We start from the raw sequence: 25,617 nt of genomic DNA on the forward strand, positions 1-25,617 counted from the left end.
CGCCCCCGGGGGGAACCGGGATCACCCGAACAGGGCCCGCCCCGCCCCCCGTACGACAGCGGGCTCGGGATCGCCGGGCGGCACGGTCGTCCGCCCCGGCCCCCGCCCGTGGTTCATCTCCGGTCGCGAGCGCGCGCGAGGCTCTCCCGCATCCAGGCGGCACGCCGGGCGAACAACCCGGCGTGCCGGTCCAGCAGTTCCAGCAGTTCGGCGGCGGCCGCCGGGGTGGTGCCGCCGGCGACCCAGCCGCGGCGGGAGGCCGCGAGGGCCGCGCGGGAGCGGAGGGTGGGGTGGGGGTCGTCGAGCATCCTCATCAGCTCGACGAAGGCTTCGGTCCGGTAGCTCTCCGCGAGCACGCGCAGGGCATGCGACCGCTGGAGGTACGAGCGGCCGGGCGCGGTGCGGGCCGCCAGGGCTTCCACGGGGACCCGGTGCGCGTTCTCCACCAGGGTCTTCCCGGTCTCCCGCACCACAGCCGCCGAGGGGTCGTCGAGCAGCGGCAGTACGGTCCGCCAGCCTTCGGGGTCCAGGAGGCGCAGCCCGGCGACGGCCGAGGCCCTGACCCGGGCCGTCGGATGGGCCGTCAGCTCCCGCAGCAGCGCGGTGTCCCCGTCCGTCCGCTCGGCGCACTCCGCGAGCCCGAGGGGGGCGTACGGCCACCGTTCCGCCTCCGCGCACCGCGCCCGGCACCAGTCGGCGGGCCGCCCGCCGGAGGTGCGTACGGCCTCCCGGGCGGCGGTCCGCACCGCCCGGGACCGGTCGGCGAGGAAGCGTTCCGCCGCCGCGCCCCGGCCCGTCGCGCCGAGCGCGTCGACCGCCGCCGCCCGGGCGTCCGGCCACTTCGAGGCCAGCAGCGCGTCGAGGTCCGCCTCCCGCGCGTCCGGCGCGTCCGCCACCACCGCCAGGCACATCGCCCGCACCCGCCGGTCCGGGTCCCACGTCGCCGCCCACGCGGCCCGCCCGGCCGGCAGCAGCCCGGCGTCGAGCGCCGTCCGGTGGGCGAACCGGCGGGTGGCGGGATCGGCGGCGGAGAGCAGCGCCTCCCGCACGCGCGCGTGGGCGAGCCGCTCGGCGACCAGTTCCCGGCCCCAGCCGCCGTGCCGCCGCCCGGCCGCCGCCAGCGCGACACCGGCGACGGCGACGACCTCGGCGGGCGCCGCCCCGTCCAGCGCCTCCCGCAGCAGGGCCCGCGCCCGCTCCCGTACGGGCTCCACCCGGTCCGCGCACCGCAGGGCGACCAGGGGCAGCGGGCGGTCCGTGCCGTCGAGGGCCGCCAGCCGCTCCTCCCAGGAGGCGGCCCGGAGCCCGCCGGCCCCGCCCCCCTCCCGCGCGGCCCGGTCGTAGCGGGTCCACGCCCCCGGCGGATCGGACGGCGTCGGCGGGCGGGGCGGCCCCGAACGTTCCTTCGTCCCGTGTCGCACGGCGGCGTCCCCTCTCCTCGGCGGCATCGTGGAGGCGGACTGTATCTCCGGGCCCGCCGTCCCCGCCGGGGCTTTTCCGGCCCGGCGGGGACGGCCGACCCCGATTGACGAAACATGCAGAGTTCTGCATACTCATGCATCAAGGGTTTCGGTGACCGAGGCGAGGAGCAACCAGAAGTGAGCAGCAACAACGGTGACGTCCGGCTCTGGGGCGGACGCTTCGCCGACGGTCCGGCCGAGGCCCTCGCGAAGCTCTCCGCCTCGGTGCACTTCGACTGGCGCCTCGCGCCCTACGACATCGCCGGCTCCCGGGCGCACGCCCGCGTGCTCCACAAGGCCGGGCTGCTCACCGAGGACGAACTGACCCGCATGCTCGCCGGGCTCGACCGGCTGGAGGCGGACGTCGCCGACGGCTCCTTCACCGGCACCATCGCCGACGAGGACGTCCACACCGCCCTGGAGCGGGGCCTCCTGGAGCGGCTCGGCGCCGAGCTCGGCGGCAAGCTGCGGGCGGGCCGGTCCCGCAACGACCAGGTCGCCACCCTCTTCCGGATGTACCTGCGCGACCACGCCCGGATCATCGGCGGGCTCGTCGCCGACCTCCAGGACGCGCTCGTCGGCCTCGCCGAGGCGCACCCGGACGTCGCCATGCCCGGCCGGACCCACCTCCAGCACGCCCAGCCGGTGCTCTTCGCCCACCACGTGCTCGCCCACGCCCAGGCGCTCTCCCGGGACGCCGAGCGGCTGCGCCAGTGGGACACCCGCACGGCGGTCTCCCCGTACGGCTCCGGCGCCCTCGCCGGCTCCTCCCTCGGGCTCGACCCGGAGGCGGTCGCCAAGGACCTCGGCTTCGAGCGCGGCTCGGCGGGCAACTCGATCGACGGCACCGCCTCCCGCGACTTCGTCGCCGAGTTCGCCTTCATCACCGCGATGATCGGGGTGAACCTCTCCCGGATCGCGGAGGAGATCATCATCTGGAACACGAAGGAGTTCTCCTTCGTCACCCTCCACGACGCCTTCTCCACCGGCTCCTCGATCATGCCGCAGAAGAAGAACCCGGACATCGCCGAGCTGGCCCGGGGCAAGTCCGGCCGCCTCATCGGCAACCTGTCCGGCCTGATGGCCACCCTCAAGGCCCTGCCGCTCGCCTACAACCGCGACCTCCAGGAGGACAAGGAGCCGGTCTTCGACTCCTGCGACCAGCTGGAGGTCCTGCTCCCCGCCTTCACCGGCATGATGGCCACGCTCACCGTCAACCGGGAGCGCATGGAGGAGCTGGCCCCGGCCGGCTTCTCGCTGGCCACCGACATCGCCGAGTGGCTGGTCAAGCAGGGCGTGCCGTTCCGTGTCGCCCACGAGGTCGCCGGCGAGTGCGTGAAGGTCGCCGAGTCCGAGGGCAAGGAGCTGGACGGGCTGACGGACGAGCAGTTCGCCAAGATCTCCGAGCACCTCACCCCCGAGGTCCGCACGGTCCTCAACGTCCCCGGCGCCCTCGCCTCCCGCGACGGCCGAGGCGGCACCGCGCCCTCCGCCGTCGCCGTCCAGCTCGTCGAGGTCAAGGCCGACCTGGTCATCCAGCACGCCTGGGCGACCGCCAAGAACTGAACCCGCTCCCTACGGCGCCGCCGCCCAGTCCGCGAGCCTGTCGAAGTCCGGCCGGAGCAGTCCGAGCCGGGGGTCGACGTGCAGCAGCAGGGCGGCGGCGAGGTGTTTTCGCTCCACGTACGCGTGGTCGTGCGGTGTGATGTCGTCGTCCACCCACGCGAACGGCCGCCCCCGCGCGTACTCCAGGACGTACTGGGTCTTCCAGAACGTTCCGCGCGGGGCGGCCCCGTGCATTTTGGGCCAGTCGACGAACGGCAGTTCCGGGAGGCCCAGATGAGGGCCTATCCACGCGTTGGCCTCGTCCTTCCACGTGGTCGCCCAGACCAGCTCGTACGCCTCCGCCAGCGCCAGGAGCTCCGCCCCGTGCCCGTGGTTCAGCCACACCCGCAGGGGCTTCGTCCCGAACCAGCCTCCCGGCCGCATCCGGTGGGTCGTGTACCCCTCCGGGCGGCGCGAAGCCTGCGCCGCGTAGGGGTTGAGCGGCCCGTCCACGTCGATCAGCAGCAGTGGCTTCGTCATGTCCACAGCATTCCCTCTCCTTTCGGGTGAGGCATCGGAATTTCTTGTGAGACATTGATGTCTCATGTGGTGTATGGTCGTCTCATGTCAGTCGACCGCACCCAGGTGCTCCGTACCGCCGCCGCCCTGCTCTCCCGCAAGGCGACCGCCACCATGGACGAGGTCGCCCGGGCCGCCGGCATCGGGCGGGCCACCCTGCACCGGCACTTCGCCGGGCGGGACGCGCTCGTGCGGGCGCTGGAGCAGATGTGCATCGAGGAGGCGGAGGCCGCGCTCGACGCGGCCCGGATCGAGGAGGGGCCGGCCGACGAGGCCGTCCGGCGGCTCGTCGCCGCCTCCGAGCCCGCCGCCCCGCTGCTCGCCTTCCTCGTCACCGAGAACCAGCTGTTCGAGGGCGACGGGCAGAACGAGGGCTGGGCCCGCCTCGACGCCCGCCTCGTCGCCCTCTTCCGGCGCGGCCAGGAGGAGGGCGCCTTCCGCATCGACCTGAGCCCCGCCTGGCTGTGCGAGGCGTTCTACGGGCTGATCGGCTCGGGGGCCTGGGCCGTCGCCGACGGGCGGGTCGCCGCCAACGACTTTACTTACATGATCGCCGAGCTGCTGCTCGGCGGAGCGCGCAGGAGCGTGGAGAAGTGACCACCGAAACCGTCCGGTACGACAAGGGCAACGAGGAGAGCCATATCGGGGGCGGGCGCCGTCCCGGCCGGTGGCTCGCCCTCGCCGCGCTCGTCCTGGCCGTGCTGCTCGTGGCCGTGGACGCCACCGTGCTCGGCCTGGCGACGCCCTTCCTCTCCGAGGACCTGAAGCCGACCGGCACCCAGCTGCTCTGGATCGGCGACGTCTACTCCTTCGTCATCGCCGGCCTGCTGGTCTCCATGGGCAGCCTCGGCGACCGCATCGGCCGCAAGAGGCTGCTCCTCGTCGGCGCCGCCGCGTTCGGCGCCGTCTCGGTCCTGAACGCCTACGCGTCCAGCCCCGAGATGATGATCGCCGCCCGCGCCCTGCTCGGCGTCGCCGGCGCGACCCTGATGCCGTCCACCCTGGCCCTCATCCGGAACCTCTTCCACGACCCGCGCGAGCGCAGCCTCGCCATCGGCGTCTGGGGCGCCATGGCCTCGGCCGGCGCCGCCGTCGGCCCGGTCGTCGGAGGCTTCCTCCTGGAGCACTTCTGGTGGGGCTCGGTCTTCCTCATCAACCTGCCCGTCATGGCCGTCCTGGTCGTCATCGGCGTCAAGCTGATCCCCGAGTCGAAGAACCCGGCCCCGGGCCCCTGGGACCTCCCCAGCGTCGCCCTATCCCTCGTCGGCATGATCGGCGTCGTCTACGCCGTCAAGGAGCTGGCCTCGCACGGCCCCACCCTCGACGTGGCCGTCGCCGCGCTCGTCGGCGCGGGCGGCCTCGCCTGGTTCGTCCGCCGCCAGCTCACCCTGCCGGCCCCGCTCCTGGACATGCGCCTCTTCCGCAACCGCGGCTTCTCCGGCGCCGTCCTCGCCGACCTGCTGACCATCCTCGGCCTCGCCGGCCTGGTGTTCTTCCTGTCCCAGTTCTTCCAGCTGGTCCAGGGCCGCGCCCCGCTGGAGGCCGGTCTCGCCGAACTCCCCGCCGCCGTCGGCTCGGTGACGGCCGGTCTGCTCGCCGGCCGGATCGCCCGGCGGTTCTCGGTCCGCTCGGTCGTCGCCGGCGGCCTCGCCGCCATCGGTCTCGCCCTCGCGGTCCTGACCGCCATCGGCCGGTCCACCGGCTACCCGGCCCTCGGCGCCAGCCTCCTCGTCGTCGGCATCGGCGCGGGCCTCGCCTTCACCGTCACCGCCGACGTGATCCTCTCCAGCGTCCCCAAGGAGCAGGCCGGATCCGCGTCCGCCGTCTCCGAGACCGCGTACGAGCTCGGCGCCGCCCTCGGCATCGCCGTCCTCGGCTCCATCGTGACCGGCGTCTACCGGGGCTTCACCACCCCCGCCGGCGTCCCGTCGGACGTCGCCGCGGCCGCCCACGACTCGCTCGGCGGCGCCGTCGAGGCGTCCTCGGCCCTCGACCCGGCCCGGGCCGGCCAGCTGGTCTCGGCCGCCCAGGACGCCTTCGTCGACGGCCTGCGGATAGCCGCCGGCGCCGGCGCGGCCGTCCTCCTCGCCACCGCCGTGGCCGCCTGGTTCCTCCTCAAGGACCAGAAGCTCGCGGACGGCGTCGGGCACTGACCCGCCCGCGGCGCCCGCGGCACGCGAAAGGGCGCCCCCGGAAAGCCCCGGGGGCGCCCTTTCGCGTACCGGCCGCCGCTACGCGGCCTCCTTCGCCTTCGTGGCGTACATGTCCACGTACTCCTGGCCCGACAGCCGCATGACCTCCGCCATCACCGAGTCCGTCACCGCCCGCAGGACGTACCGGTCGCGGTCCATGCCCTCGTAGCGGGAGAACTCCAGCGGCTCGCCGAAGCGGACGGTCACCTGCACCGGGCGCGGGAAGCCCGCGCCGGTCGGCTGCGCCTTGTCCGTGCCGATCACCGCGAACGGCACCACCGGCGCGCCGGTCATCAGCGTCAGCCGGGCCACGCCCGTACGCCCCCGGTAGAGCCGGCCGTCGGGGGAGCGGGTGCCCTCCGGGTAGATCGAGAAGATCTTCCCCTCCTCCAGCACCCTGCGGCCCGTCATCAGCGCCGCCACACCGCCGCGGCCGCCGTCCCGGTCCACCGGGATCATGCCGACGCTGGTGAAGAACCAGGCCATCAGCCGGCCCTTGAAGCCCTTGCCCGTCACGTACTCGTCCTTGCCGATGAAGAAGACCTGGCGGTCCAGGCAGATCGGCATGATCATCGAGTCGATGAAGGTGAGGTGGTTGCCCGCGAGGATCACCGGCCCGGTCCCGGGGACGTTCTCGGCGCCCTCGACACGGGGGCGGAACATCAGACGCAGGATCGGACCGAGGGTGGCCTTGACGATCGCGTGACGGGACAACGGTTCCTCCGGTGTCGGGCGGGCGGCTCCCGGGAGCCGACGGTGCAGCACGCGACGATACTCGCGGGTCACCGCCGTGCGCACATCGGGTTCACCGAACGGATACACGGTGTTGACGCGTGTTTCCGCCATGTTCGGCCCAGGTCTGCCGCCCGTAGGGGTGCCCTGCCTACCGTCGGGTCCACCCGCCGCCAGGTGCGGGACATCACACAGGAGGACCTCCATGACCCAGGGCGCACCCCGGACCCCGGACCGCCGTACGGTACTCGGCGCGGCCGGCGCCGCCGCGTTCGGCGTCTCCGCCGCACTGGCCGCCGGCACGGGCACCGCGCAGGCCGCCGGGACCGGCCGCCCGCACGGGCGGGGCCACGGCCACGGGCGCGGCTACCGCTCGCTCCCCGTGCCGACCGTCATCGCCCACCGCGGCGCCAGCGGCTACCGCCCCGAGCACACCCTCGGCTCCTACCGGCACGCCCTGGACCTCGGCGCCCACGTCATCGAGCAGGACCTCGTCCCCACCAAGGACGGGCACCTCGTCTGCCGCCACGAGAACGACATCACCGGCACCACCGACGTCGCCGACCACCCCGAGTTCGCCTCCCGCAGGACCACCAAGTCGGTCGACGGCGTCCCGTACACCGGCTGGTTCACCGAGGACTTCACCCTCGCCGAGCTCAAGACGCTGCGCGCCAAGGAGCGGATCCCCGGCACCCGCCAGGAGAACACCCTCTACGACGGCCGCTGGACCGTCCCCACCTTCGAGGAGGTGCTGCGCTGGGCCGAGGAGGAGGGCCGGCGCCGGGGCCGCGAGATCTGGCTCCACGTCGAGACCAAGCACCCCTCGTACTTCCGCTCGATCGGCCTCGGTCTGGAGGAGCGCCTGGCGAAGCTGCTCCGCCGCTACGGCCGCCACCGCGCGGACTCCCCGGTCTTCCTCCAGTCCTTCGAGCCGAGCAGCGTCCAGCGCCTGTCGAAGCTGGTCGACTCCCCGCTCGTGGTCCTGCTCTCGGGCGCGGCCACCCGCCCCTGGGACTTCACCGAGGCCGGCGACCCGCGCACCGTCGCCGACCTCGTCACCCCCGCCGGACTGCGCTGGATCGCCTCGTACGCCCAGGGCATCGGCCCCACCCTCGACCTGGTGATCCCCAAGGACGCCGCCGGCCGGCTGGGCACCCCGACCACCCTGGTGCGGGACGCCCACGCCGAGGGCCTGATCCTCCACCCCTACACCCAGCGCAACGAGAACGCCTTCCTGCCGGCCGACTTCCGCGAGGGCACCGACCCGGCCGCCTACGGAGACGCCTTCGGCGCCCTGGAGCGGTACTTCGCGACGGGCATCGACGGCGTCTTCTCCGACAACCCGGACACCGCCCTGCTGGCCGCCGAGGACTTCCGCGCCCGCTGACCCGGGCCGCCGCCCGGTCGGCGCCGTACGCCGACCGGGTGGTTCCCCGCCCGCGCCGCAACCGCGCCCCCGCGCCGCCGCATCGTGGCGGTCATGACCTCCCCGGAAACCCTCCTCGCCGCCCTCACCCCGCTGCTCGCCGCCGAATCGCGGGCCGAGGCCGCGGCCGCCGGAGTCGAGCCCGGCGACCTCGAACAGGCCGTCTGGCTGCGGCTCCTGGAACGGCTCAGCGCCGACGACGCCCCCGAGCGCCCCGCCGACTGGCTCCGCCGCGCCGTCCGCGCCGAGGCCCGCCGGGCCCGCCGCACCAGCGGCCGGGAGCGGCCGTACCACGGGGAGGCCCCGCCGGACGCACGCCACGAACCCCCGGGGCCCGAGGGCTCCGCGCTCACCGCCGAACGCCGCCGCACCCTGCGCGCCGCGGTCACCCGGACGCCCGGCCGCTGTCCCCGCCTCCTCGACGCGATGCTCGACCCCGCCGACCCCACCTACCGGGAAATCGCAGGAACGTTGGGTATCTCACAAGGCAGTCTGGGGCCGATGCGTTCCCGTTGCCTGGGATGCCTGCGCAGAATGCTCGCGGCAGAGGTTCCCGCCCCCGGCCGACGGGGAAGGGTGCGGGGTACCGATCGGTGACCAGATGAGCGGGAGGCATGCACACATGGGCCTGAGTGTGACCATCTCGGCGGCGGCCGCGCACGACGCGGAGCAGATCCTGAAGCTGCAGTACCTCTGCTACCAGAGCGAGGCCGAGCTGTACGGCGACTGGTCCATCGAGCCGCTGACCCAGCCGCTCGACGCCGTCCGGGCCGAGCTGGCCGACGGCCACTGCCTGGTGGCCCGGCTCGGCGACGAGGTCGTCGCCTCCGTGCGCGCCCGCACCGACGAGGACGGCACGGTGCACATCGCCAAGCTCATCGTCCACCCCCGCATGCGCCGCCACGGCATCGGCGGCCGGCTCCTCGACGCCATCGAGCGCCACTTCGCCGCGGCGGACACCGCGCCCAAGCGCTTCCAGCTCTTCACCGGCCACCGCAGCGAGGGCAACCTCCGCCTCTACCGCGCCAAGGGCTACGCCCAGGTCGGCACCCGCGAGGCCGGTCCCCGGCTCACCCTCGTCACCCTGGAGAAGGCCGCCTGACCCGCGTGGCCGGGCTCAGGCGGTACGCGACCGCCGCAGCCACCAGATGCCGCTCAGCGGCAGCAGCACCGGGATGAAGACGTAGCCGTAGCCGAACTCCGACCACACCGTGGAGTCGGGGAAGGCGGACGGCTCGACCAGCGTCCACGTCCCCACGACCAGTACGCCCGCGAGCTCGGCGGCGCAGCACACCAGCGCCGCCCTGCGGGCCGTCTCGCCGCCCCGCACCAGGGTGTACGTGATGAACACGTAGACGACCGCGGCCACCGCGGAGAGCGCGTACGCCAGCGGAGCCTCGTCGAACTTGGCGCTGATCTCGTACACCGAGCGCGAGGCCGCGCCCACCGACATCACGCCGTACAGCCACACCAGCAGCATGCCCGGGCCCGTGACCAGCCGGGTCCGCCCCTTCGCCGGCTCCGCCGTCTCCCTCGTGTCCGTCATGCTCAGCCCACCGTCCAGATGTCGAAGAGACGCACTTCCAGGACGGCGAGCACGACCGCGCCCGCCGCCACCGTCGCCGAACCCCAGCGGGTGCGCTCGGCCAGCGACATGAAACCGGCGATCGGCACCGCGCACAGCGCGCCGAGCAGATAGGCGACGAAGATCGTCGTCCCCTCCTCGGCCTTCTCGCCGCGCACCAGCTGCACGATGCCGACGACCAGCTGGGCCAGGACCAGGAAGGTCACCACGGCCATGCCGATGAAGTGCCAGTCCTTGGTCGGCTGGTCCCGGAAGGCGGCGAAGCCGCACCAGGCGGCGAGGGCGAGCGCGGCCACCGAGACCGCGACCGTGAGGGCGTCAAGCATGCGCCCGAGGGTATTACGGCCGGAATGGCCCGATGCCCTCGGCCCCGCCACGACCGGCCCGAACCCGCGCCGCCCCCGCCCGGGCTCCGCCGTGATCGTGGTCTTGGCCACACCCCGCTCCGCCGGGCGGCCCCCGGGGACCGGCTCCGGCGCAGGCCGTGGGGGGCGAGGAGGCCCGCCGAGGCCGTCCGCTCCGCATCTCAGAAGCGTCCGGAATGCGGACACGGGACTTCCGTTCGCGACTGCGCATGCTTTACTTGCAGCCATGACCACGACGAGCAGCCGCATCCTTGCGACCGAGGCGATCCAGACGCCCGGTGCTCTTCGCATGTGTCGAATGTGCGCCATCTGAGGGCCCCCGCCTGAGCCTCGCGCCCCGAAGCGAGACCCCGACGGCCGAGCCGATCCGCCCGCCACCCGGCGCGGACCGTGCCCGCCCCGCGCACACCGCCTCCCCGGCCCCGCCGGACGGCTCCCGTGCGCCTGCCTGTCCGATCGACGAACGCCCCGTGCACGGCGGACCCACGCGTCGCGCACTCGACAGTGACGGAAACCCCTGTGATCACCACTTCGGGCCTGACCAAGGTCTACGAGTCACGCGGCCGCCAGGTCACCGCCCTGGACGGCGTCGACCTCCACGTCCGCGAGGGCGAGGTCTTCGGCGTGATCGGCCAGAGCGGCGCCGGCAAGTCCTCGCTGATCCGCTGCGTCAACCTCCTGGAGCGCCCCACCTCCGGCACCGTGACCGTCGACGGCACCGACCTCACCGCCCTCGCCGGCAAGGGCCGCCGCGCCGGCAAGGACCTCCGCCGGGCGCGCAGCAGCATCGGCATGGTCTTCCAGCACTTCAACCTGCTGTCCTCCCGCACCGTCAAGGACAACATCGAGCTCCCGCTGGAGATCCTCGGCGTGTCCGGCGCCGAGCGCTCCCGCCGCGCCCTCGAACTCCTCGACCTCGTCGGCCTCGCCGACAAGGCCAAGAACTACCCGGGCCAGCTCTCCGGCGGCCAGAAGCAGCGCGTCGGCATCGCCCGCGCCCTCGCCGGCGAGCCCAAGGTCCTCCTCTCCGACGAGGCCACCAGCGCCCTCGACCCGGAGACCACCCGCTCGATCCTCCAGCTGCTGCGCGACCTCAACCGGCAGCTCGGCCTCACCGTCCTGCTCATCACGCACGAGATGGACGTCGTCAAGACCGTCTGCGACTCCGCCGCCCTCATGCGGAAGGGCCGGATCGTCGAGTCCGGCACCGTCGCGGAACTCCTCGCCACCCCCGGCTCCCAGCTGGCCGCCGAGCTGTTCCCGGTCAGCGGCCACGCCACCGCCGCCGACCGCACCGTCGTCGACGTCACCTTCCACGGCGAGGCCGCCACCCAGCCGGTGATCTCGCAGCTCTCCCGCACGTACAACGTCGACATCTCCATCCTCGGAGCCGCGATGGACACCGTCGGCGGGAAGCAGATCGGCCGCATGCGGATCGAACTGCCCGGACGGTACGAGGAGAACGTCGTCCCCATCGGCTTCCTGCGCGAGCGGGGCCTCCAGGTCGAACCCGTCGAAGACCCGCGGGAGCCCGAGGACCCCGCCGCCCCCGCGGTTCCCGCCCAGCAGCCCGTGCTCGTGAAGGAGAGTGCCAAGTGACCTGGGAAGAGATGCGCCCCCTGCTCGAACAGGGCACGGTCGACACCCTCTACATGGTCCTGTGGGCCACCGTCGTCACCATCGCCGCCGGCCTCCCGCTCGGCATCCTCCTCGTCCTCACCGACAAGGGCGGACTGCTCCAGAACCGGCCCCTCAACAAGGTCGTCGGTGCGATCGTGAACATCGGCCGTTCGCTGCCGTTCATCATCTTGCTGATCGCCCTGATCCCCTTCACGACCTTCGTCGTCGGCACCTTCATCGGCCCGACCGCGATGATCGTGCCGCTCGCCATCGGCGCCATCCCCTTCTTCGCGCGCCTCGTCGAGACCGCGATCCGCGAGGTCGACCACGGCCTCGTCGAAGCCGTCCAGTCCATGGGCGGCGGCATCCCCACCATCGTCCGCAAGGTGCTGCTCCCGCAGGCCCTGCCCTCGCTGGTCGCCGCCGTCACCACCACCGTCATCGTGCTCATCGGCTACTCCGCGATGGCCGGGGCGGTCGGCGGCGAGGGCCTCGGCTCCAAGGCCGTCACCTACGGCTACCAGCGCTTCGACACCACCTTCATGCTCGTCACCGTCGTCGTCCTGGTCGCCATCGTCACGATCGTCCAGCTCCTCGGCGACGGGGCCGTACGGCTCCTCGCCCGCCGCGGCCGCACCGCCTGACGGCCCCCGAACCACCCCCCCTGAGCCCGGACTTGTTGTCCAGGCGTCCACCGCTCCACATGAAAGAGGCACTCTTCGTGCGCAAGAACACCAAGCTCGCCGCCGGCTTCGCTTCCGTCACCGCCCTCGCCCTCGGCCTCACCGCCTGCGGCACCTCCTCGGACCCGGCCTCCGACAAGGACGGGGCCGGCTCCGCCGACAAGGCGCTCGTCGTCGCAGCGTCCCCGACGCCCCACGCCGACATCCTCAAGTTCGTCCAGGACAACCTGGCCGCCAAGGAGGGCCTCAAGCTGGAGGTGAAGGAGTTCACGGACTACGTCCTGCCGAACACCGCCACCCAGAACGGCCAGGTCGACGCCAACTTCTTCCAGCACAAGCCCTACCTGGACGACTTCAACGCGAAGAACAAGACCACCATCGTCCCCGTGGTCGACGTCCACCTGGAGCCGCTCGGCCTCTACTCCAAGTCCGTGAAGTCCCTCAAGGACCTCAAGGCCGGCCAGACCGTCGCCGTCCCCAACGACACCACCAACGAGGGCCGCGCGCTCCACCTCCTCGCCGACAACGGCCTCATCACCCTCAAGGACGGCGTCGGCACCGACGCCAAGCTCTCCGACATCACCGACAAGAAGGGCCTGGAGTTCAAGGAGCTGGAGGCCGCCACCGTGCCCCGCGCCCTGAACGACGTCGACGCCGCCGTCATCAACGGCAACTACGCGATCGAGGCCGACCTGTCCCCGGCGAAGGACGCCCTGGTCCTGGAGAAGGGCGAGGGCAACCCCTACGCCAACATCCTCGCCGTCAAGAAGGGCGACGAGAAGGACGTCCGGGTCGAGAAGCTCGCCAAGCTCCTCAACTCGCCCGAGGTGAAGAAGTACATCGAGGACACCTACAAGGGCTCCGTCATCCCCGCCTTCGGCGCCGCCAAGTAACGCCCCGGCCACAGTCCTTGACCACGAGGCCCCGCCCGCCCCGCCCGGCGCGCGGGGCCTCGTGCCGCCCCGCGCATGCGCGTCGGCCGCACCATGCTGCATGCTGTGCCTTCACGGTCTTCACGTATGGAGCTGCGCATGACTACCACCTTCCCGGACGTCTCCATCAACACGGAGCGACTGGTGCTGCGCCCGTACGAAGAGGCCGACATCCCCGCCTTCGTCGAGATGATGAACGACGAACTCGTCACCGCCTGGACCTCGGTGCCGCACCCCTACACCCGCGCCCACGCCGAGGACTGGGTCCGCAGGATCGCTCCTGCGGAGCGCACCGAGGGCCGCGGCATCGTCTTCGCCGTCACCGAGTTCCTGACCCAGCGTCTGGTCGGCACCGTCCACCTCCACTCCACCGACTGGAGGGTCCGCGCCACCGAGGCCGCCTACGTCACCGCCCCCTGGGCCCGCGGCGAGGGCTACGCCACCGAGTCCGTCCTCGCCACCGCCCAGTGGCTCTTCCGCGACCGCGGCTTCGAACGGCTCCAGCTGCGCACCGCCGCCGACAACACCGCCTCCCAGCAGGTCGCCCAGAAGATCGGGTGCATCAGCGAGGGCGTCCTGCGCAACGCCTGGATAGCGCGCAGCCTCACCGAGGGCGGCGAGTGGACCGACATCCGCACCGACCTCATCCTCTGGGGCCTCCTCCCCGAGGACCTCGACGGCGTCGCCGACCACATGGCCGAGGCCGGATACTCCTCCTACACCGACTGGAGCTGAGCATTCCGGGGGCCGACCCGGGGTACGCTCGGCACGCCCCCGACCTGCGACGACAGCACAGGAGACAGACGCGATGGCCGACCGGGTCACGGTGATCGGCTGGGACGGCTCGCCCCTCACCGCGGCGGCCCGGTCCGCGCTCTCGGCCGCCACCCTGGTGGCCGGCGCCGCCCACCACCTGGCGCTCCCCGAAGTACCCCCCGGCGCCGAGCGCGTCCGCCTCGGCAGCGTCGGCCTCGCCGCCCGCCGGATCGCCGGCCACCGCGGCACCGCCGTGGTCCTCGCCGACGGCGACCCCGGCTTCTTCGGCGTCGTCCGCACCCTGCGCGCCCCCGAGCACGGCCTGGAGGTCGAGGTCGTCCCCGCCGTCTCCTCGGTCGCCGCCGCCTTCGCCCGGGCCGGCATGCCCTGGGACGACGCCCACGTCGTCGTCGCCCACGAGAAGACCCTGCGCCGCGCCGTCAACGTCTGCCGCGCCCACCCCAAGGTCGCCGTCCTCACCTCCCCGGGCGCGGGCCCCGCCGAACTCGCCCTCCTCCTCGACGGCGTCCACCGCACCTTCGTCGTCTGCGAGCAGCTCGGCACCTCCCGCGAACAGGTCTCCGTCCTCACCTCCGACAAGGCCGCCGACCACACTTGGCGCGACCCCAACGTCGTCCTCGTCATCGGGAGCGCCGGCGGCACCGGAGCCTCCGCCGCCCCCTGGCTGATGGGCCACCACCCGGCCGCCGGAGCCGTACGGGGCTGGGCCGGGCGGCCCGAGGAGCCGGAGCCCGGGGAGCTCCCCGGCATCGGCCACGACCCCACCCTGCGCGCCGTCCAGCTCGCCCGCCTCGGCCCCCGCGCCGGCGACCTCGTCTGGGACGTCGGCAGCGCCGGCGGGACCTTCGCCGTCGAGGCCGCCCGCTTCGGCGCCGCCGTCATCGCCGTCGACGCGGACCCCGCCGCCCGCGCCCGCACCGAGGCCGCCGCCCGCCGCCACGGCGTCCTCCTGCAGACCGTCACCGGCCGCGCCCCGCACGTCCTGGAGAGCCTCCCCGAGCCGGACGTCGTACGGGTCGGGGCCGGCGGCGTCCCCGTCGTCACCGCCTGCGCCGACCGCCGGCCCGAACGGATCGCCGCCCACGCCACCACCCGCGACGAGGCCGAGGCGATCGGCACCGCCCTCACCGCCGGCGGCTACGCCGTCGAGACCCTCCTCCTGCAGACCGTCGGCCTCGATCCCGCCGACTGGTCCGAGCGCGAACGCTCCGTCGTCTTCCTGCTCACGGGCCGCCGGACCACCGGCGCCCCCTGACCCCGGCCGCGCGCCGGGGCAGGTAGGCTGGCCGATTGTTGTACCGCGCGGGGATGTTCGGCAGGTTGTTCGTCAATGTCCCGAATCGATGACCGTCTTGACCCGTTCTCGGTGGTCACCGGCGCGCGGGACACCGGGGGGACCGCGCGACGTGGCGCAGTCCACAGCGCACCGTGGCGGATCCGCCTGCCACGATGGCCGCGGGCCGCGACAATGCATGGGTGTCGGCGCGCCTCCGTGCCGCGCGGCGCACGCGCTCGTTCTCGTTGACGGGCGCAGCTCTGAACGAACACAACGATGGGCGAGGGGTACGCATGACGGACACCGGCCAGGTCCCGGGCGAGGGGCTGCCGGAGAACGCAGGCATGGTCGAGCAGCCGGGCATCCCCGCTCCGGGCGCGTACACCTACCTGGACCCCTCCGGCCCCACCCCCGGGCAGCTCCCCGAGGACGACGACATGCTCCTGATGCCGGGCGCCCAGGGCGCCTGGAGCGAGCAGGCCCCGGGCATCGTGCCCGCCCCACCGGTCGCCGTCCCCGCCCCGCCCGCGGTCCCGGCGCAGGGCGGCCCCGAGGGCGCCGTGCCGCAGGCGGTCCCGATGGGCGACCCGCTCACCGACCCGCTGCCGGACCCGCTCACCGGGCCCCTGCCGGACCCCCTCACCGGCCCGCTCCCGGACGGCCTCGTCCTCGCCGACCGGCTCACCGCCCCGGCCACCCCGGCGCACGGCGTCCCGATCCCCGGCGCCACCCCGCCGCAGGGCGTGCCGCTCGCCCCGCAGCCGCCGCTCGGCACCCCGGCGCACGGCGTCCACGTCGCCCCGGCCGCCCCGCAGGAGCCCGTCGCCACCGCCCACGGCTACGAGCCCGGCATCCTCGACACCGGCGCCCACGAGGCCGCGGGCCGCGATTCCGGCTCCGTCGACCTCGGCGGGGTCCGCACGGCGCCGGCCGCGCCGCAGGCGGCCCCCTCGCGCCGCCCGCTCCACATGGGCCCGCCCGTGCCCGAGACGGGCGGGGTCGTGCGCTCGCTCGCCGACCGGGGCCCGGCCGCGCCGGTGTCCGCCGCCCCGCAGGTCCCGGCGCCCGCCCCCGAGCCCCTGGTGGCCACGGGCCCCGCGCCCGTGCCCGTGCGCAACCCCGGACCGCCCACCACCGGGCCCGAGTACTTCGACATCGCGCAGGACCAGCAGACGGCCCCGCAGGGCGCCGAGCCGTGGGCCGCGCAGCCGCAGGAGCCCCCGGCGCCCGCCGGGGCCCCCGCAGAAACGGTCGTCCCGCAGAGCGGGCAGTTCGTGCAGGTCGAGGGCTCCGTCCCGACCGCCGCGCAGCCCGCCCCGACGCCGCCGGCCGGCACCGAGATCCCCGCGCCCGAGGCCCTCGTCCCCGCGCCGCGCGAGGGCGAACCCGCCGCGGAGGCCGCCCCGGACGCCGGGCAGCCGTCCGCCGAGCCGGTGGCCCCCGAGGCGGAGGCCGCCGCGCCCGTCGAGGCACCCGTGGCCGAGCGGCCCGCCGAGGCCCCGGAGACCGGACTCCAGGCCGAGGAGGCCCCGGAGGCGGAGGCCCCGGTCGCGGAAGCCCCGGTCGCGGAGACCCCGGAGGCGGAGGCCGCCCCGGAGCAGCCCTCCGAAGCCCCGACCGTCCAGGAGCCCGTCGCCCAGGAGCCCGCCGCCCAGGAACCGGTCGTCGAGGAGCCCGTCGCCGAGGAGGCGGTCGCCCAGGAGCCCGTCGCCGAGGCCCTGGAGACCGCCGCGCCCGCCGACGTACCGGCGGAGCCCGAGGCCGAGGCCCCGGCCGAGGAGGCCCCTGCCGCCGAGCAGCCCGCCGAGCAGCCCGCCGAGCAGCCCGTGGAGCCGGTCGTCGAGCCCCAGCCGGTGGCCGTCGCGGCCGAGACGCCCGTCGCTGCGGAGGCCCCCGCCGAGCCCGTCGCCGCCGAAGCCGAGCCGGAAGCCGCCGCCGAAGCCGAGGCCGCGCCCGAGGCCCCCCCGGCCGAGGCCGAGCAGGCCGAGCCCGTCGCGGAGCAGACCGAGCAGACCGAGCCCATCGCCCCGGCCCCCGTCGAGGCGTTCGCCGACGCCGCCGCCGAGGTGCCCGCCGAGGCCCCCGTCGTGGCCGTGGCCGAGGAGATCCCGGTCGTCGCCGAGGACGCCGCCGAGGCCGAGGAGGAGGCCGAGCCCCGCCCGGCGGCCCCCGGCTACGACGACGCCGAGCGCGAGGCGGTGCTGCGCGTGATGCGCGAGCGCCGCGACATCCGCAACGGCTTCCGCTCCGACCCGATCCCGCACGAGGTGCTGCTCCGCGTCCTGGAGGCCGCCCACACGGCCCCCAGCGTCGGCCACTCGCAGCCCTGGGACTTCGTCGTCATCCGCTCCGCCGAGACCCGGCAGAGCATGCACGAGCTGGCCCAGCGGCAGCGCGAGGCGTACGCCAAGTCGCTGCCGAAGGCCCGCGCGAAGCAGTTCAAGGAACTGAAGATCGAGGCCATCCTCGACACCCCGGTCAACATCGTGGTGACCGCCGACCCCACCCGGGGCGGGCGGCACACCCTCGGCCGCTACACGCAGCCGCAGATGGCCCCCTACTCCTCGGCCCTCGCCGTCGAGAACCTGTGGCTCGCCGCCCGCGCCGAGGGCCTCGGCGTCGGCTGGGTCAGCTTCTTCGACGAGCGCGAGATGGTCCGCGCCCTCGGCCTGCCCGAGCACCTGGAGGTCGTCGCGTACCTCTGCGTCGGCTACGTCGACGAGTTCCCGGACGAGCCCGAGCTGATGCAGGCGGGCTGGTCCAAGCGCCGCCCGCTCGCCTGGGTCGTCCACGAGGAGACCTACGGCCGCCGCGCCCTGCCCGGCGAGGAGCCGCACGACCTGCTCCAGGAGACCGTCGCCTCCATCCGCCCGCTCGACGCCAAGGCGCTCGGCGAGGCGTGGGAGCGGCAGAAGCGGATGACCAAGCCGGCCGGCGCGCTCGGCATGCTGGAGATCATCTCCGCGCAGCTCTGCGGCCTCTCCCGGGCCTGCCCGCCGCCGATCCCGGAGCCCGCCGCCGTCGCCATCTTCGCCGGCGACCACGGCGTGCACGCCCAGGGCGTCACCCCCTGGCCGCAGGAGGTCACCGGCCAGATGGTGGCCAACTTCCTCGGCGGGGGAGCGGTCTGCAACGCCTTCGCCAACCAGGTCGGCGCCGAGGTCTGCGTCATCGACGTGGGCGTCGCCACCGAACTGCCCGCCACCCCCGGCCTGCTGCCCCGCAAGGTCCGCGCCGGCTCGGGCGACTTCACCACCGGCCTCGCGATGACCCGCGAGGAGACCGTCGCGGCGATCGAGGTCGGCATCGAGACCGCCCGCGACCTGGTCGCGGCCGGGAACAAGGCGCTCCTCACCGGTGAGATGGGCATCGCGAACACCACCGCGTCCGCCGCGCTCATCTCCGTCTTCACCGGCGTCGACCCGGCCGAGGTCACCGGCCGCGGCACCGGCATCAACGACGAGACCCACGCCCGCAAGGTCGACGTCGTCCGCCGCGCCATCGAGCTGCACAAGCCGGACCCGCAGGACCCGATCGGCGTCCTGTCGCAGATCGGCGGCCTGGAGCACGCGGCCCTCGTCGGCTTCATCCTGGGCGCCGCCTCGCTGCGCACCCCGGTGATCCTCGACGGCGTCTCCACCGGCGCGGCCGCCCTGGTCGCCCGCGCCATCGCCCCCGAGTCGCTGGCCGCCTGCATCGCGGGCCACCGCAGCGCCGAGCCCGGCCACGTGGCCGCGCTGAACAAGCTGGGCCTGCGCCCGCTGGTCGACCTGGACCTGGCCCTCGGCGAGGGCACCGGCGCCCTGCTGGCCCTCCCGCTGGTGCAGAGCGCGGCCCGCGCCATGCACGAGGTCGCGACCTTCGACTCCGCGGGCGTGACGGAGAAGTAGCCCGTACGGCCCCGGTGCCGCCGCTCCCGAGGGCGGCGGCACCGGGGCCGCGCCATGCCCGCGTGCCCTCCCGACCCCGCCCAGGGACGAGGGTCACAGGGTGCCCACGCCGGCTCACCGATATCGTGGTGTCCGGGCCGAACGCCCGCCCACCAGCCGCTTCACCGCCGCAGCGGCCGCCCAGGGCCTGCCCGACCATCCCCGTCGGGTCCGGCCCGCCCGGCACGCACGCTCGCCGCACGGCAGAATCGCCCGAGTAGTTCCGCTACGAGGGCGCCTCCGCCGCACGCCGATCGCACGCACCGAACGACCCGGCCTGATCCGACGCGCATGGTCGGCCAGGCCCCAGCCCCGTCCGAGGAGCCGCCCGCACATGGCCCAGCACGCCGAGCACCCCGCCTATCCCGTCGGCCTCCGCCTCGCCGGCCGGCGCGTCGTCGTCCTCGGCGGCGGCACGGTCGCCCAGCGCCGCCTGCCCGCCCTCATCGCCGCCGGCGCCGACATCACGCTGATCTCCCCCTCCGCCACCCCCTCCGTGGAGGCCATGGCCGAGACCGGGGAGCTCACCTGGGTCCGCCGCCGCTACGAGGACGGCGACCTGGCCGACGCCTGGTACGCGCTCGTCGCCACCACCGACCCCGCCGCCAACGCCGCCGCCTCCGCCGAGGCCGAGCGCGCCCGCGTCTGGTGCGTCCGCTCCGACGACGCCGAGGCCGCCACCGCCTGGACCCCGGCCACCGGCCGCGGCGACGGCGTCACCGTCGCCGTCCTCACCGGCCACGACCCGCGCCGCTCGGCCGCCGTCCGGGACGCGATCCTGGAGGGCCTGCGCGACGGCTCGCTCGCCGCGCCCGCGCAGCGCGCCCGCGTCCCCTTCGTCGCCCTCGTCGGCGGCGGTCCCGGCGACCCCGACCTCATCACGGTCCGCGGCCGCCGGCTGCTCGCCGAGGCCGACGTCGTCATCGCCGACCGGCTCGGCCCCCGCGACCTCCTGGACGAACTGCCGCCGCACGTCGAGGTGATCGACGCGGCGAAGATCCCGTACGGCCGCTACATGGCCCAGGAGGCCATCAACAACGCGCTGATCGAGCACGCCAAGGCCGGGAAGTCCGTCGTCCGCCTCAAGGGCGGCGACCCCTTCGTCTTCGGCCGGGGCATGGAGGAGGCGCAGGCGCTCGCCGCCGAGGGCATCGCCTGCACCGTCGTGCCCGGCATCTCCAGCTCCATCTCGGTCCCCGGCGCCGCAGGCATCCCGGTCACCCACCGGGGGATCGCCCACGAGTTCACCGTGGTCAGCGGCCACGTCGCCCCCGACGACCCGCGCTCGCTCGTCGACTGGGCCTCGCTCGCCAAGCTCACCGGCACCCTGGTGATCCTCATGGGCGTCGACAAGATAGGCAAGATCGCCGAGGCGCTGGTAGCCCACGGCAAGGCCCCCGACACCCCGCTCGCCCTCGTCCAGGAGGGCACCACCGCGACCCAGCGCCGGGTGGACGCCACCCTCGCCACCGTCGCCGAGGTCGTCAAGGCGGAGGAGGTCCGTCCGCCGGCCGTCATCGTCATCGGCCCGGTGGTCGCGGAGGGCCCCGACAAGCTCACCCGCTGACGCCCCGCACCCACCCGCAGGAGGACGGGCGGCGACCGCCGCCCGTCCCACGCATTGGCACCACTCCCCGGACAAGGCAGTATCACCCCGTGGCCGAACTCATCACGATCACCGACCCCGACGACCCCCGCCTCCACGACTACACCGGCCTGACCGACGTCGAGCTGCGCCGCCGGCGCGAACCCGCCGAAGGACTGTTCATCGCGGAGGGCGAGAAGGTCATCCGCCGCGCCAGGCAGGCCGGTTACGAGATGCGGTCGATGCTGCTCTCCGCCAAGTGGGTCGACGTCATGCGCGACGTCATCGACGAGGTCCCCGCCCCGGTGTACGCGATCCAGCCCGACCTCGCCGAACGCGTCACCGGCTACCACGTGCACCGCGGCGCCCTCGCCTCCATGCAGCGCAAGCCGCTCCCCGAGGCCGCCGAACTCCTCGCCGGCGCCCGCCGGGTGGCGGTCATGGAGTCGGTCAACGACCACACCAACATCGGCGCCATCTTCCGCAGCGCCGCCGCCCTCGGCATGGACGCCGTCCTGCTCTCCCCGGACTGCGCCGACCCGCTCTACCGCCGCTCGGTGAAGGTCTCCATGGGCGCCGTCTTCTCCGTGCCGTACGCCCGCCTGGACACCTGGCCGCGCGGTCTGGAGGCGGTGCGGGAGGCGGGCTTCAAGCTCCTCGCCCTCACCCCGGCCGAGAAGGCCACCTCCATGGACGAGGCCGCCCCGCACCGGCTGGACCGGGTCGCCCTGATGCTCGGCGCGGAGGGCGACGGCCTCTCCACCCAGGCGCTGCGCGCGGCCGACGAGTGGGTGCGCATCCCGATGGCCCACGGCGTCGACTCGCTCAACGTGGGCGCGGCCGCGGCCGTCGCCTTCTACGCCGTCACGGCGGGCCGCCCCGAGGCGTGACCGCCCCGGATCAGCCCTGGAGGGCCTGGGCGGCGGCGATGCCCAGCGCCACCACCAGGGTGACCACCACGAAGACGACGAGCCGCTGGCGCAGCAGCCGGGGATTGGCCGGGCGGCGTCCGGTGGACGTCGAGCGGGCCCCCGGACGGGTCCCGGCCCGGGACTGGGGGTTGCGGGAGCCACCGGTACGGGCCGGCGCCGAGGGGCGCGAGGACGGCCCGGCACCGCGCCCCCTGGCCGCCGCGCGCTCCGGCTCGCGGCCCGGCGCGTCCCGCTCCGTGTACCGCTCGGTCGGCCGCAGCGTGCCGCGCTCCTCCATCCGCTCGCGGGGGGCCGGCGGGCGGGCGGACGGCAGCCCCTGCGCCTCGCGGGCCGCGATCTCCTTGAGCCGCATCGACAGCTGGAGGGTGCTGGGCCGGTCCTCCGGGTCCTTCGCCAGACAGGCCCGGACCAGGGGAGCCAGCGCGTCCGGCACGCCCTGGAGCTGTGCCTCCTCGTGCACCACGCGGTAGAGCATGACCTCGGAACTGCCGTGCCCGAAGGGGGAGTCGCCCATCGAGGCGTACGCGAGGGTGGCGCCGAGCGAGAAGACGTCCGTCGCCGGGGTGACGGCGGCGCCCCGCACCTGCTCGGGCGCGAGGAAGCCGGGGGAGCCGACCGCGGTGCCGACGTGGGTGAGGGTGCTGGCGCCGGTGGCCCAGGCGATCCCGAAGTCGATGATGCGGGGGCCCTTGGGGGAGAGCAGGATGTTCGACGGCTTCAGGTCCCGGTGCACGACCCCGGCCTCGTGGACGGCGACTAGGCCCTCGGACAGCGCCGCACCGATCGACGCCACGTCGGCGGCGCGCAGCGGGCCCTCCTCGGCGACGCGGTCGTGCAGCGAGGGGCCGGGCACGTACTGGGTGGCGAACCAGGGCCGCTCGGCGTCCAGGTCGGCGGCGACCAGCCGGGCGGTGCAGCCGCCCCGGATCCGCCGGGCCGCCGACACCTCGCGGGCGAACCGCGACCGGAACTCCTGGTCCTCGGCCAGATCGGGCCGGATCACCTTCAGCGCCACCCGCTGGCCGCGGCGGTCGGAGCCGAGGTACACGACCCCCATCCCTCCGGCGCCCAGCCTGCGGTGGAGCCGGAACGCCCCGACGATCCGCGGGTCCTCGCGCCGGAGCCGCATCATCGCCATGTCCGTCCCCTCGTCCGTTCGACGTGGCACAGCTTACGTAGTGCCGCCCCCACGTGCTCATAGGCCGCGCCCTCCCCCCGGCATCGATTGTCAGTGCTGAGGGGGACGGCGATCCGTGCCGCACCGACTCTCCCCGCCAACACCCCTTGCCGTCCAGAGCACTTGACAAGGGTCCCGGACAACTCCCGCCGCCCCGCGCCCCTCACGGGACCCGCTCCGCGCGCCCCGGCCCGCCCCGCTCCCCGCCGCACGTGACCCATGTCACGCGGGGCGCGCCCCCTCCGGGAAGACCCCCAGGCGCGCGCCCCCGTCTCCACCCAGGGGAGTACGCCAGGGGGAGCGGCGTCATCCTCCCGTAGGCCCGAAAGCCGGTACGCGGGCATGACGCCCCCGGCCCTCCCGCTCCCTAGTGTTGAGGTCATGCGGTGGGCGCGGCTCTCGTCCCCCGAGGAACACGCGCCCACCGCACCGGAATCCGGAACAACGAGAAGCGACAGGAGAGGACCATGGCCCACACGGCACACCGGCCGACCCCCCGCCCCGCGGGACGCCGTCACCCCCTGGTGGCCACCGCCATGGTCCTCCCCCTCGCGGCCCTGCTCGTGGTCGTCTTCGGCGGCTGGGAAGCGGTGGTCACACAGGCGTCGTCCGTGGGCGTGATGCTGGGGCGCTGAGCGGCGCCCCGGACCCGGGAGAGCGGCCCGGGTCGGGGACATCGGCCGACAGCCCCGTGGGGACGGGGGTGCGGCGGACGACAGCGCAGGGGCCGGTCGGCCGGGGAGCCGACCGGCCCCTCCGCGTGCCCGCACCCGGTGCCGGCCCCCGCCCCGCGCCGCGTACGCTCGCCGGATGGACCTCGCGCAGACCACCGGTGACGTGTTGGGGGCGCTCGCCCTGATGGCCCGCGGGGCCGTGCACGGCGAGGGGGCCTGCGGGTGCGGGCCGGAGACGGTCCGGATCCTCGCGGACCGGGAGGACGGGGCCGTCGTGCGGCACGGCGGGCTCGTCGCCAAGGCGCACGCGCCCGGGACCGAGGACGCCCCGCACGCGGCCCGTCTCGCCCTCGCCGGCCGCCCGGAACTCGACGGGATCCTCCTCCCTCCGGTGCCGGGCCCGCGCCCCGGGCCCGTCGCGGGACGGCCCGTGACGCTCTGGCCGTACGGGCCGCCGGTCGACCCGGGCGACCCGGACACCGCCCCCTGGGAGGAGGCGGCCCGGCTGCTCGCCCGGCTCCACCGCACCCCGCCCCCGGCGGACCCCGCCCTGCCCGCGATGCGCGCCCCCGCGAAGGCGGCCCTCGCCGTCGAGCGGATGCTCCGTACCGCGCCCGGCCACCCGGCGGCGGCCACCGTCCTCGCGGCCTGGCGCACCGTCACCGACGCCGGCTCCGGCTCAGGCGGGGAGGGCGGCGGCACGCGCGCGTACCTGTGTCACGGCGACTTCCACCTCGGCCAGCTCGTCCGGGACTTCCGCGGCGCGTGGCGGCTCATCGACGTCGACGACGCCGGACTCGGCGACCCCGCCTGGGACCTGGCCCGCCCCGCCGCCTGGTTCGCCGCCGGGCTGCTCCCCGCGGAGGTGTGGGCCCGTTTCCTCGGCGCGTACGAGGAGGAGGGCGGCCCGGCCACCGGCGCCGATCCCTGGGCCCGTCTCGACCTGCCCGCCCGCGCCCTGACCGTGCAGACCGCGGCCCTCGCGCTCGCCAAGTCCACGGCGGAGGGACGCGCGGTGGACGAGGTCGAGGCAGTGATGATCGACACCTGCGCCCGGATCACGCTTTCCCGAACCGCCCCCGCCCCCGCCGCGTCCTCTTAAGCTGAACCCAGTATTCGAACGGCGAGCAGGGGAGTTGAGCCGAGCATGCAGTGTCCCAAGTGCCACGCGGCCATGCACACGTACAACCGCAACGGCGTCCAGATCGAGCAGTGCAGCGGCTGCCGCGGGATCTTCCTGGACTACGGCGAGCTGGAGGCCCTGACCCGCCTGGAGTCCCAGTGGCAGGCCCCGCAGGCCCCGCCCGCCCCGCCGGCCGCCTACCCGGCCCAGGCCGCCCCGGCCGCGCCCGCCTGGGGCGCCCCGCACGGCGGCCACCACGGCGGTCACTACCGGCAGCGCGGCTTCGGCCGGATGCTCTTCTCCTCTTGAGCCCTTCCGGCCGGGTCCGCCGCGTGCGGGCCCGGCCGGGGTGCGCGCCGGTCCGTCCGGCACGACGACGAAGCCCCCGGCCGCGGATGCGGCCAGGGGCTTCGTCGTCCTGTGCGCGATACTGGGATTGAACCAGTGACCTCTTCCGTGTCAGGGAAGCGCTCTCCCGCTGAGCTAATCGCGCGGGTCGCACCCGGAGGTGCGGGAGTTGTGGTGCGCGATACTGGGATTGAACCAGTGACCTCTTCCGTGTCAGGGAAGCGCTCTCCCGCTGAGCTAATCGCGCGGGTCGCACCCGGGGGCGCGGGGGATGTGGTGCGCGATACTGGGATTGAACCAGTGACCTCTTCCGTGTCAGGGAAGCGCTCTCCCGCTGAGCTAATCGCGCGGAGGATCCGGAGATCCGGGACCCGAAGGTCCAGTGGACGATACTGGGATTGAACCAGTGACCTCTTCCGTGTCAGGGAAGCGCTCTCCCGCTGAGCTAATCGTCCTTGGAGGTGGAGACGGGATTTGAACCCGTGTAGACGGCTTTGCAGGCCGTTGCCTCGCCTCTCGGCCACTCCACCAGGAGTGAATACGGGGGTTCGGGAAGATCCCCCACATCGAGCGGACGACGAGATTCGAACTCGCGACCCTCACCTTGGCAAGGTGATGCTCTACCAACTGAGCCACGTCCGCTTGTCGGTTCCGGCCCGCTTGCGCGTCCCGGCGAC

The 25,617-nt window shown here is 74.5% G+C and carries 23 protein-coding genes and 6 tRNA genes; 17 read left to right on the forward strand and 12 right to left on the reverse strand.

What is annotated here, in order from left to right; translation table 11 throughout:
* Positions 1-113 precede the first annotated feature (113 nt).
* Positions 114-1,421 carry a hypothetical protein gene (locus tag ACF1ED_RS17995; protein WP_391761491.1) on the reverse strand — a complete coding sequence of 436 codons (1,308 nt, stop codon included), beginning with the start codon at positions 1,419-1,421 and terminating at the stop codon, positions 114-116.
* Between the two features lie 177 nt (positions 1,422-1,598).
* Here ACF1ED_RS17995 and argH point away from each other — a divergent pair, with 177 nt between their 5' ends.
* Positions 1,599-3,026: an argininosuccinate lyase gene (argH, locus tag ACF1ED_RS18000; RefSeq protein WP_391761492.1), complete on the forward strand. Its 1,428-nt coding sequence runs from the start codon at positions 1,599-1,601 to the stop codon at positions 3,024-3,026.
* 9 nt (positions 3,027-3,035) lie between these two features.
* On the opposite strand, the gene ACF1ED_RS18005 is transcribed toward argH, so the two are convergent.
* Positions 3,036-3,545, reverse strand: a complete 510-nt coding sequence (locus ACF1ED_RS18005) for an HAD domain-containing protein (RefSeq protein WP_391761494.1) — start codon at positions 3,543-3,545, stop codon at positions 3,036-3,038.
* Positions 3,546-3,629: 84 nt separating this feature from the next.
* Here ACF1ED_RS18005 and ACF1ED_RS18010 point away from each other — a divergent pair, with 84 nt between their 5' ends.
* Both ACF1ED_RS18010 and ACF1ED_RS18015 read left to right on the forward strand, forming a co-directional pair.
* The gene (locus ACF1ED_RS18010) at positions 3,630-4,181 is read left to right on the forward strand and encodes a TetR/AcrR family transcriptional regulator (protein WP_391761496.1); all 552 of its coding nucleotides are present in this window, start codon (positions 3,630-3,632) and stop codon (positions 4,179-4,181) included.
* Positions 4,182-4,225: 44 nt separating this feature from the next.
* Entirely contained in the window at positions 4,226-5,737 is a 1,512-nt protein-coding gene (locus ACF1ED_RS18015) for an MFS transporter (RefSeq protein ID WP_391761892.1), read from the forward strand.
* A 78-nt stretch (positions 5,738-5,815) separates the two neighbouring features.
* Here ACF1ED_RS18015 and ACF1ED_RS18020 read toward each other — a convergent pair whose 3' ends face one another.
* Complete coding sequence (locus ACF1ED_RS18020) at positions 5,816-6,439, reverse strand: lysophospholipid acyltransferase family protein (protein ID WP_370531643.1); 624 nt, start codon at positions 6,437-6,439, stop codon at positions 5,816-5,818.
* Between the two features lie 274 nt (positions 6,440-6,713).
* Between ACF1ED_RS18020 and ACF1ED_RS18025 the strand changes: the two genes are divergently transcribed.
* The 3 genes from ACF1ED_RS18025 to ACF1ED_RS18035 all read left to right on the forward strand — a co-directional run bounded on the left by ACF1ED_RS18025 (position 6,714) and on the right by ACF1ED_RS18035 (position 9,036).
* The gene (locus ACF1ED_RS18025) at positions 6,714-7,895 is read left to right on the forward strand and encodes a glycerophosphodiester phosphodiesterase (protein ID WP_391761498.1); all 1,182 of its coding nucleotides are present in this window, start codon (positions 6,714-6,716) and stop codon (positions 7,893-7,895) included.
* A 93-nt stretch (positions 7,896-7,988) separates the two neighbouring features.
* Entirely contained in the window at positions 7,989-8,531 is a 543-nt protein-coding gene (locus ACF1ED_RS18030; protein WP_391761500.1) for an RNA polymerase sigma factor, read from the forward strand.
* Positions 8,532-8,556: 25 nt separating this feature from the next.
* On the forward strand, positions 8,557-9,036 hold the full coding sequence (locus tag ACF1ED_RS18035; RefSeq protein ID WP_391761502.1) for a GNAT family N-acetyltransferase: 480 nt from the start codon (positions 8,557-8,559) through the stop codon (positions 9,034-9,036).
* 15 nt (positions 9,037-9,051) lie between these two features.
* On the opposite strand, the gene ACF1ED_RS18040 is transcribed toward ACF1ED_RS18035, so the two are convergent.
* Positions 9,052-9,480: a hypothetical protein gene (locus ACF1ED_RS18040; RefSeq protein ID WP_391761504.1), complete on the reverse strand. Its 429-nt coding sequence runs from the start codon at positions 9,478-9,480 to the stop codon at positions 9,052-9,054.
* 2 nt (positions 9,481-9,482) lie between these two features.
* The gene (locus ACF1ED_RS18045; RefSeq protein ID WP_351848332.1) at positions 9,483-9,845 is read right to left on the reverse strand and encodes a hypothetical protein; all 363 of its coding nucleotides are present in this window, start codon (positions 9,843-9,845) and stop codon (positions 9,483-9,485) included.
* Positions 9,846-10,403: 558 nt separating this feature from the next.
* Between ACF1ED_RS18045 and ACF1ED_RS18050 the strand changes: the two genes are divergently transcribed.
* The 8 genes from ACF1ED_RS18050 to ACF1ED_RS18085 all read left to right on the forward strand — a co-directional run bounded on the left by ACF1ED_RS18050 (position 10,404) and on the right by ACF1ED_RS18085 (position 21,576).
* Positions 10,404-11,483, forward strand: coding sequence for a methionine ABC transporter ATP-binding protein (locus tag ACF1ED_RS18050; RefSeq protein ID WP_391761506.1), 1,080 nt, complete (start codon positions 10,404-10,406; stop codon positions 11,481-11,483).
* Positions 11,480-12,148: a methionine ABC transporter permease gene (locus ACF1ED_RS18055; RefSeq protein WP_391761508.1), complete on the forward strand. Its 669-nt coding sequence runs from the start codon at positions 11,480-11,482 to the stop codon at positions 12,146-12,148. Before ACF1ED_RS18050 ends, ACF1ED_RS18055 begins: the two co-directional genes overlap by 4 nt.
* Positions 12,149-12,225: 77 nt before the next feature.
* Positions 12,226-13,080 (forward strand): MetQ/NlpA family ABC transporter substrate-binding protein, encoded by an 855-nt coding sequence (locus ACF1ED_RS18060; RefSeq protein ID WP_391761894.1) that lies wholly within the window; start codon positions 12,226-12,228, stop codon positions 13,078-13,080.
* A gap of 138 nt (positions 13,081-13,218) precedes the next feature.
* Positions 13,219-13,854, forward strand: coding sequence for a GNAT family N-acetyltransferase (locus ACF1ED_RS18065; RefSeq protein ID WP_391761510.1), 636 nt, complete (start codon positions 13,219-13,221; stop codon positions 13,852-13,854).
* Between the two features lie 73 nt (positions 13,855-13,927).
* Positions 13,928-15,151, forward strand: a complete 1,224-nt coding sequence (cbiE, locus tag ACF1ED_RS18070) for a precorrin-6y C5,15-methyltransferase (decarboxylating) subunit CbiE (protein WP_391761512.1) — start codon at positions 13,928-13,930, stop codon at positions 15,149-15,151.
* Positions 15,152-15,465: 314 nt separating this feature from the next.
* Positions 15,466-19,062, forward strand: a complete 3,597-nt coding sequence (gene cobT, locus ACF1ED_RS18075) for a nicotinate-nucleotide--dimethylbenzimidazole phosphoribosyltransferase (protein ID WP_391761514.1) — start codon at positions 15,466-15,468, stop codon at positions 19,060-19,062.
* Between the two features lie 373 nt (positions 19,063-19,435).
* Positions 19,436-20,668 carry a uroporphyrinogen-III C-methyltransferase gene (gene cobA / locus ACF1ED_RS18080; RefSeq protein WP_391761516.1) on the forward strand — a complete coding sequence of 411 codons (1,233 nt, stop codon included), beginning with the start codon at positions 19,436-19,438 and terminating at the stop codon, positions 20,666-20,668.
* 89 nt (positions 20,669-20,757) lie between these two features.
* Positions 20,758-21,576 (forward strand): RNA methyltransferase, encoded by an 819-nt coding sequence (locus ACF1ED_RS18085; protein ID WP_351848311.1) that lies wholly within the window; start codon positions 20,758-20,760, stop codon positions 21,574-21,576.
* Between the two features lie 10 nt (positions 21,577-21,586).
* Here the strand turns inward: ACF1ED_RS18085 and ACF1ED_RS18090 are convergent, their stop codons facing one another.
* Entirely contained in the window at positions 21,587-22,756 is a 1,170-nt protein-coding gene (locus ACF1ED_RS18090) for a serine/threonine-protein kinase (RefSeq protein ID WP_391761518.1), read from the reverse strand.
* Positions 22,757-23,262: 506 nt separating this feature from the next.
* Between ACF1ED_RS18090 and ACF1ED_RS18095 the strand changes: the two genes are divergently transcribed.
* The 3 genes from ACF1ED_RS18095 (at position 23,263) to ACF1ED_RS18105 (ending at position 24,901) form a co-directional block, all read left to right on the forward strand.
* Complete coding sequence (locus ACF1ED_RS18095; RefSeq protein ID WP_189949504.1) at positions 23,263-23,430, forward strand: hypothetical protein; 168 nt, start codon at positions 23,263-23,265, stop codon at positions 23,428-23,430.
* Between the two features lie 175 nt (positions 23,431-23,605).
* Positions 23,606-24,571, forward strand: a complete 966-nt coding sequence (locus ACF1ED_RS18100; RefSeq protein WP_391761521.1) for a phosphotransferase family protein — start codon at positions 23,606-23,608, stop codon at positions 24,569-24,571.
* A gap of 45 nt (positions 24,572-24,616) precedes the next feature.
* Entirely contained in the window at positions 24,617-24,901 is a 285-nt protein-coding gene (locus tag ACF1ED_RS18105) for a zf-TFIIB domain-containing protein (RefSeq protein ID WP_079022306.1), read from the forward strand.
* Positions 24,902-25,013: 112 nt separating this feature from the next.
* Here ACF1ED_RS18105 and ACF1ED_RS18110 read toward each other — a convergent pair.
* The 6 genes from ACF1ED_RS18110 to ACF1ED_RS18135 all read right to left on the reverse strand — a co-directional run bounded on the left by ACF1ED_RS18110 (position 25,014) and on the right by ACF1ED_RS18135 (position 25,582).
* Positions 25,014-25,085 (reverse strand) — tRNA-Val (locus tag ACF1ED_RS18110).
* Positions 25,086-25,112: 27 nt separating this feature from the next.
* Positions 25,113-25,187: transfer RNA gene (locus ACF1ED_RS18115), tRNA-Val, on the reverse strand.
* Between the two features lie 27 nt (positions 25,188-25,214).
* A tRNA-Val gene (locus tag ACF1ED_RS18120) sits at positions 25,215-25,289 on the reverse strand.
* A 34-nt stretch (positions 25,290-25,323) separates the two neighbouring features.
* Positions 25,324-25,395, reverse strand: a tRNA-Val gene (locus ACF1ED_RS18125).
* A gap of 1 nt (position 25,396) precedes the next feature.
* Positions 25,397-25,470 (reverse strand) — tRNA-Cys (locus ACF1ED_RS18130).
* 39 nt (positions 25,471-25,509) lie between these two features.
* Positions 25,510-25,582 (reverse strand) — tRNA-Gly (locus ACF1ED_RS18135).
* Positions 25,583-25,617 lie beyond the last annotated feature (35 nt).

It is taken from the genome of Streptomyces sp. NPDC014656 (assembly GCF_043084305.1).
GTDB lineage: Bacteria > Actinomycetota > Actinomycetes > Streptomycetales > Streptomycetaceae > Streptomyces.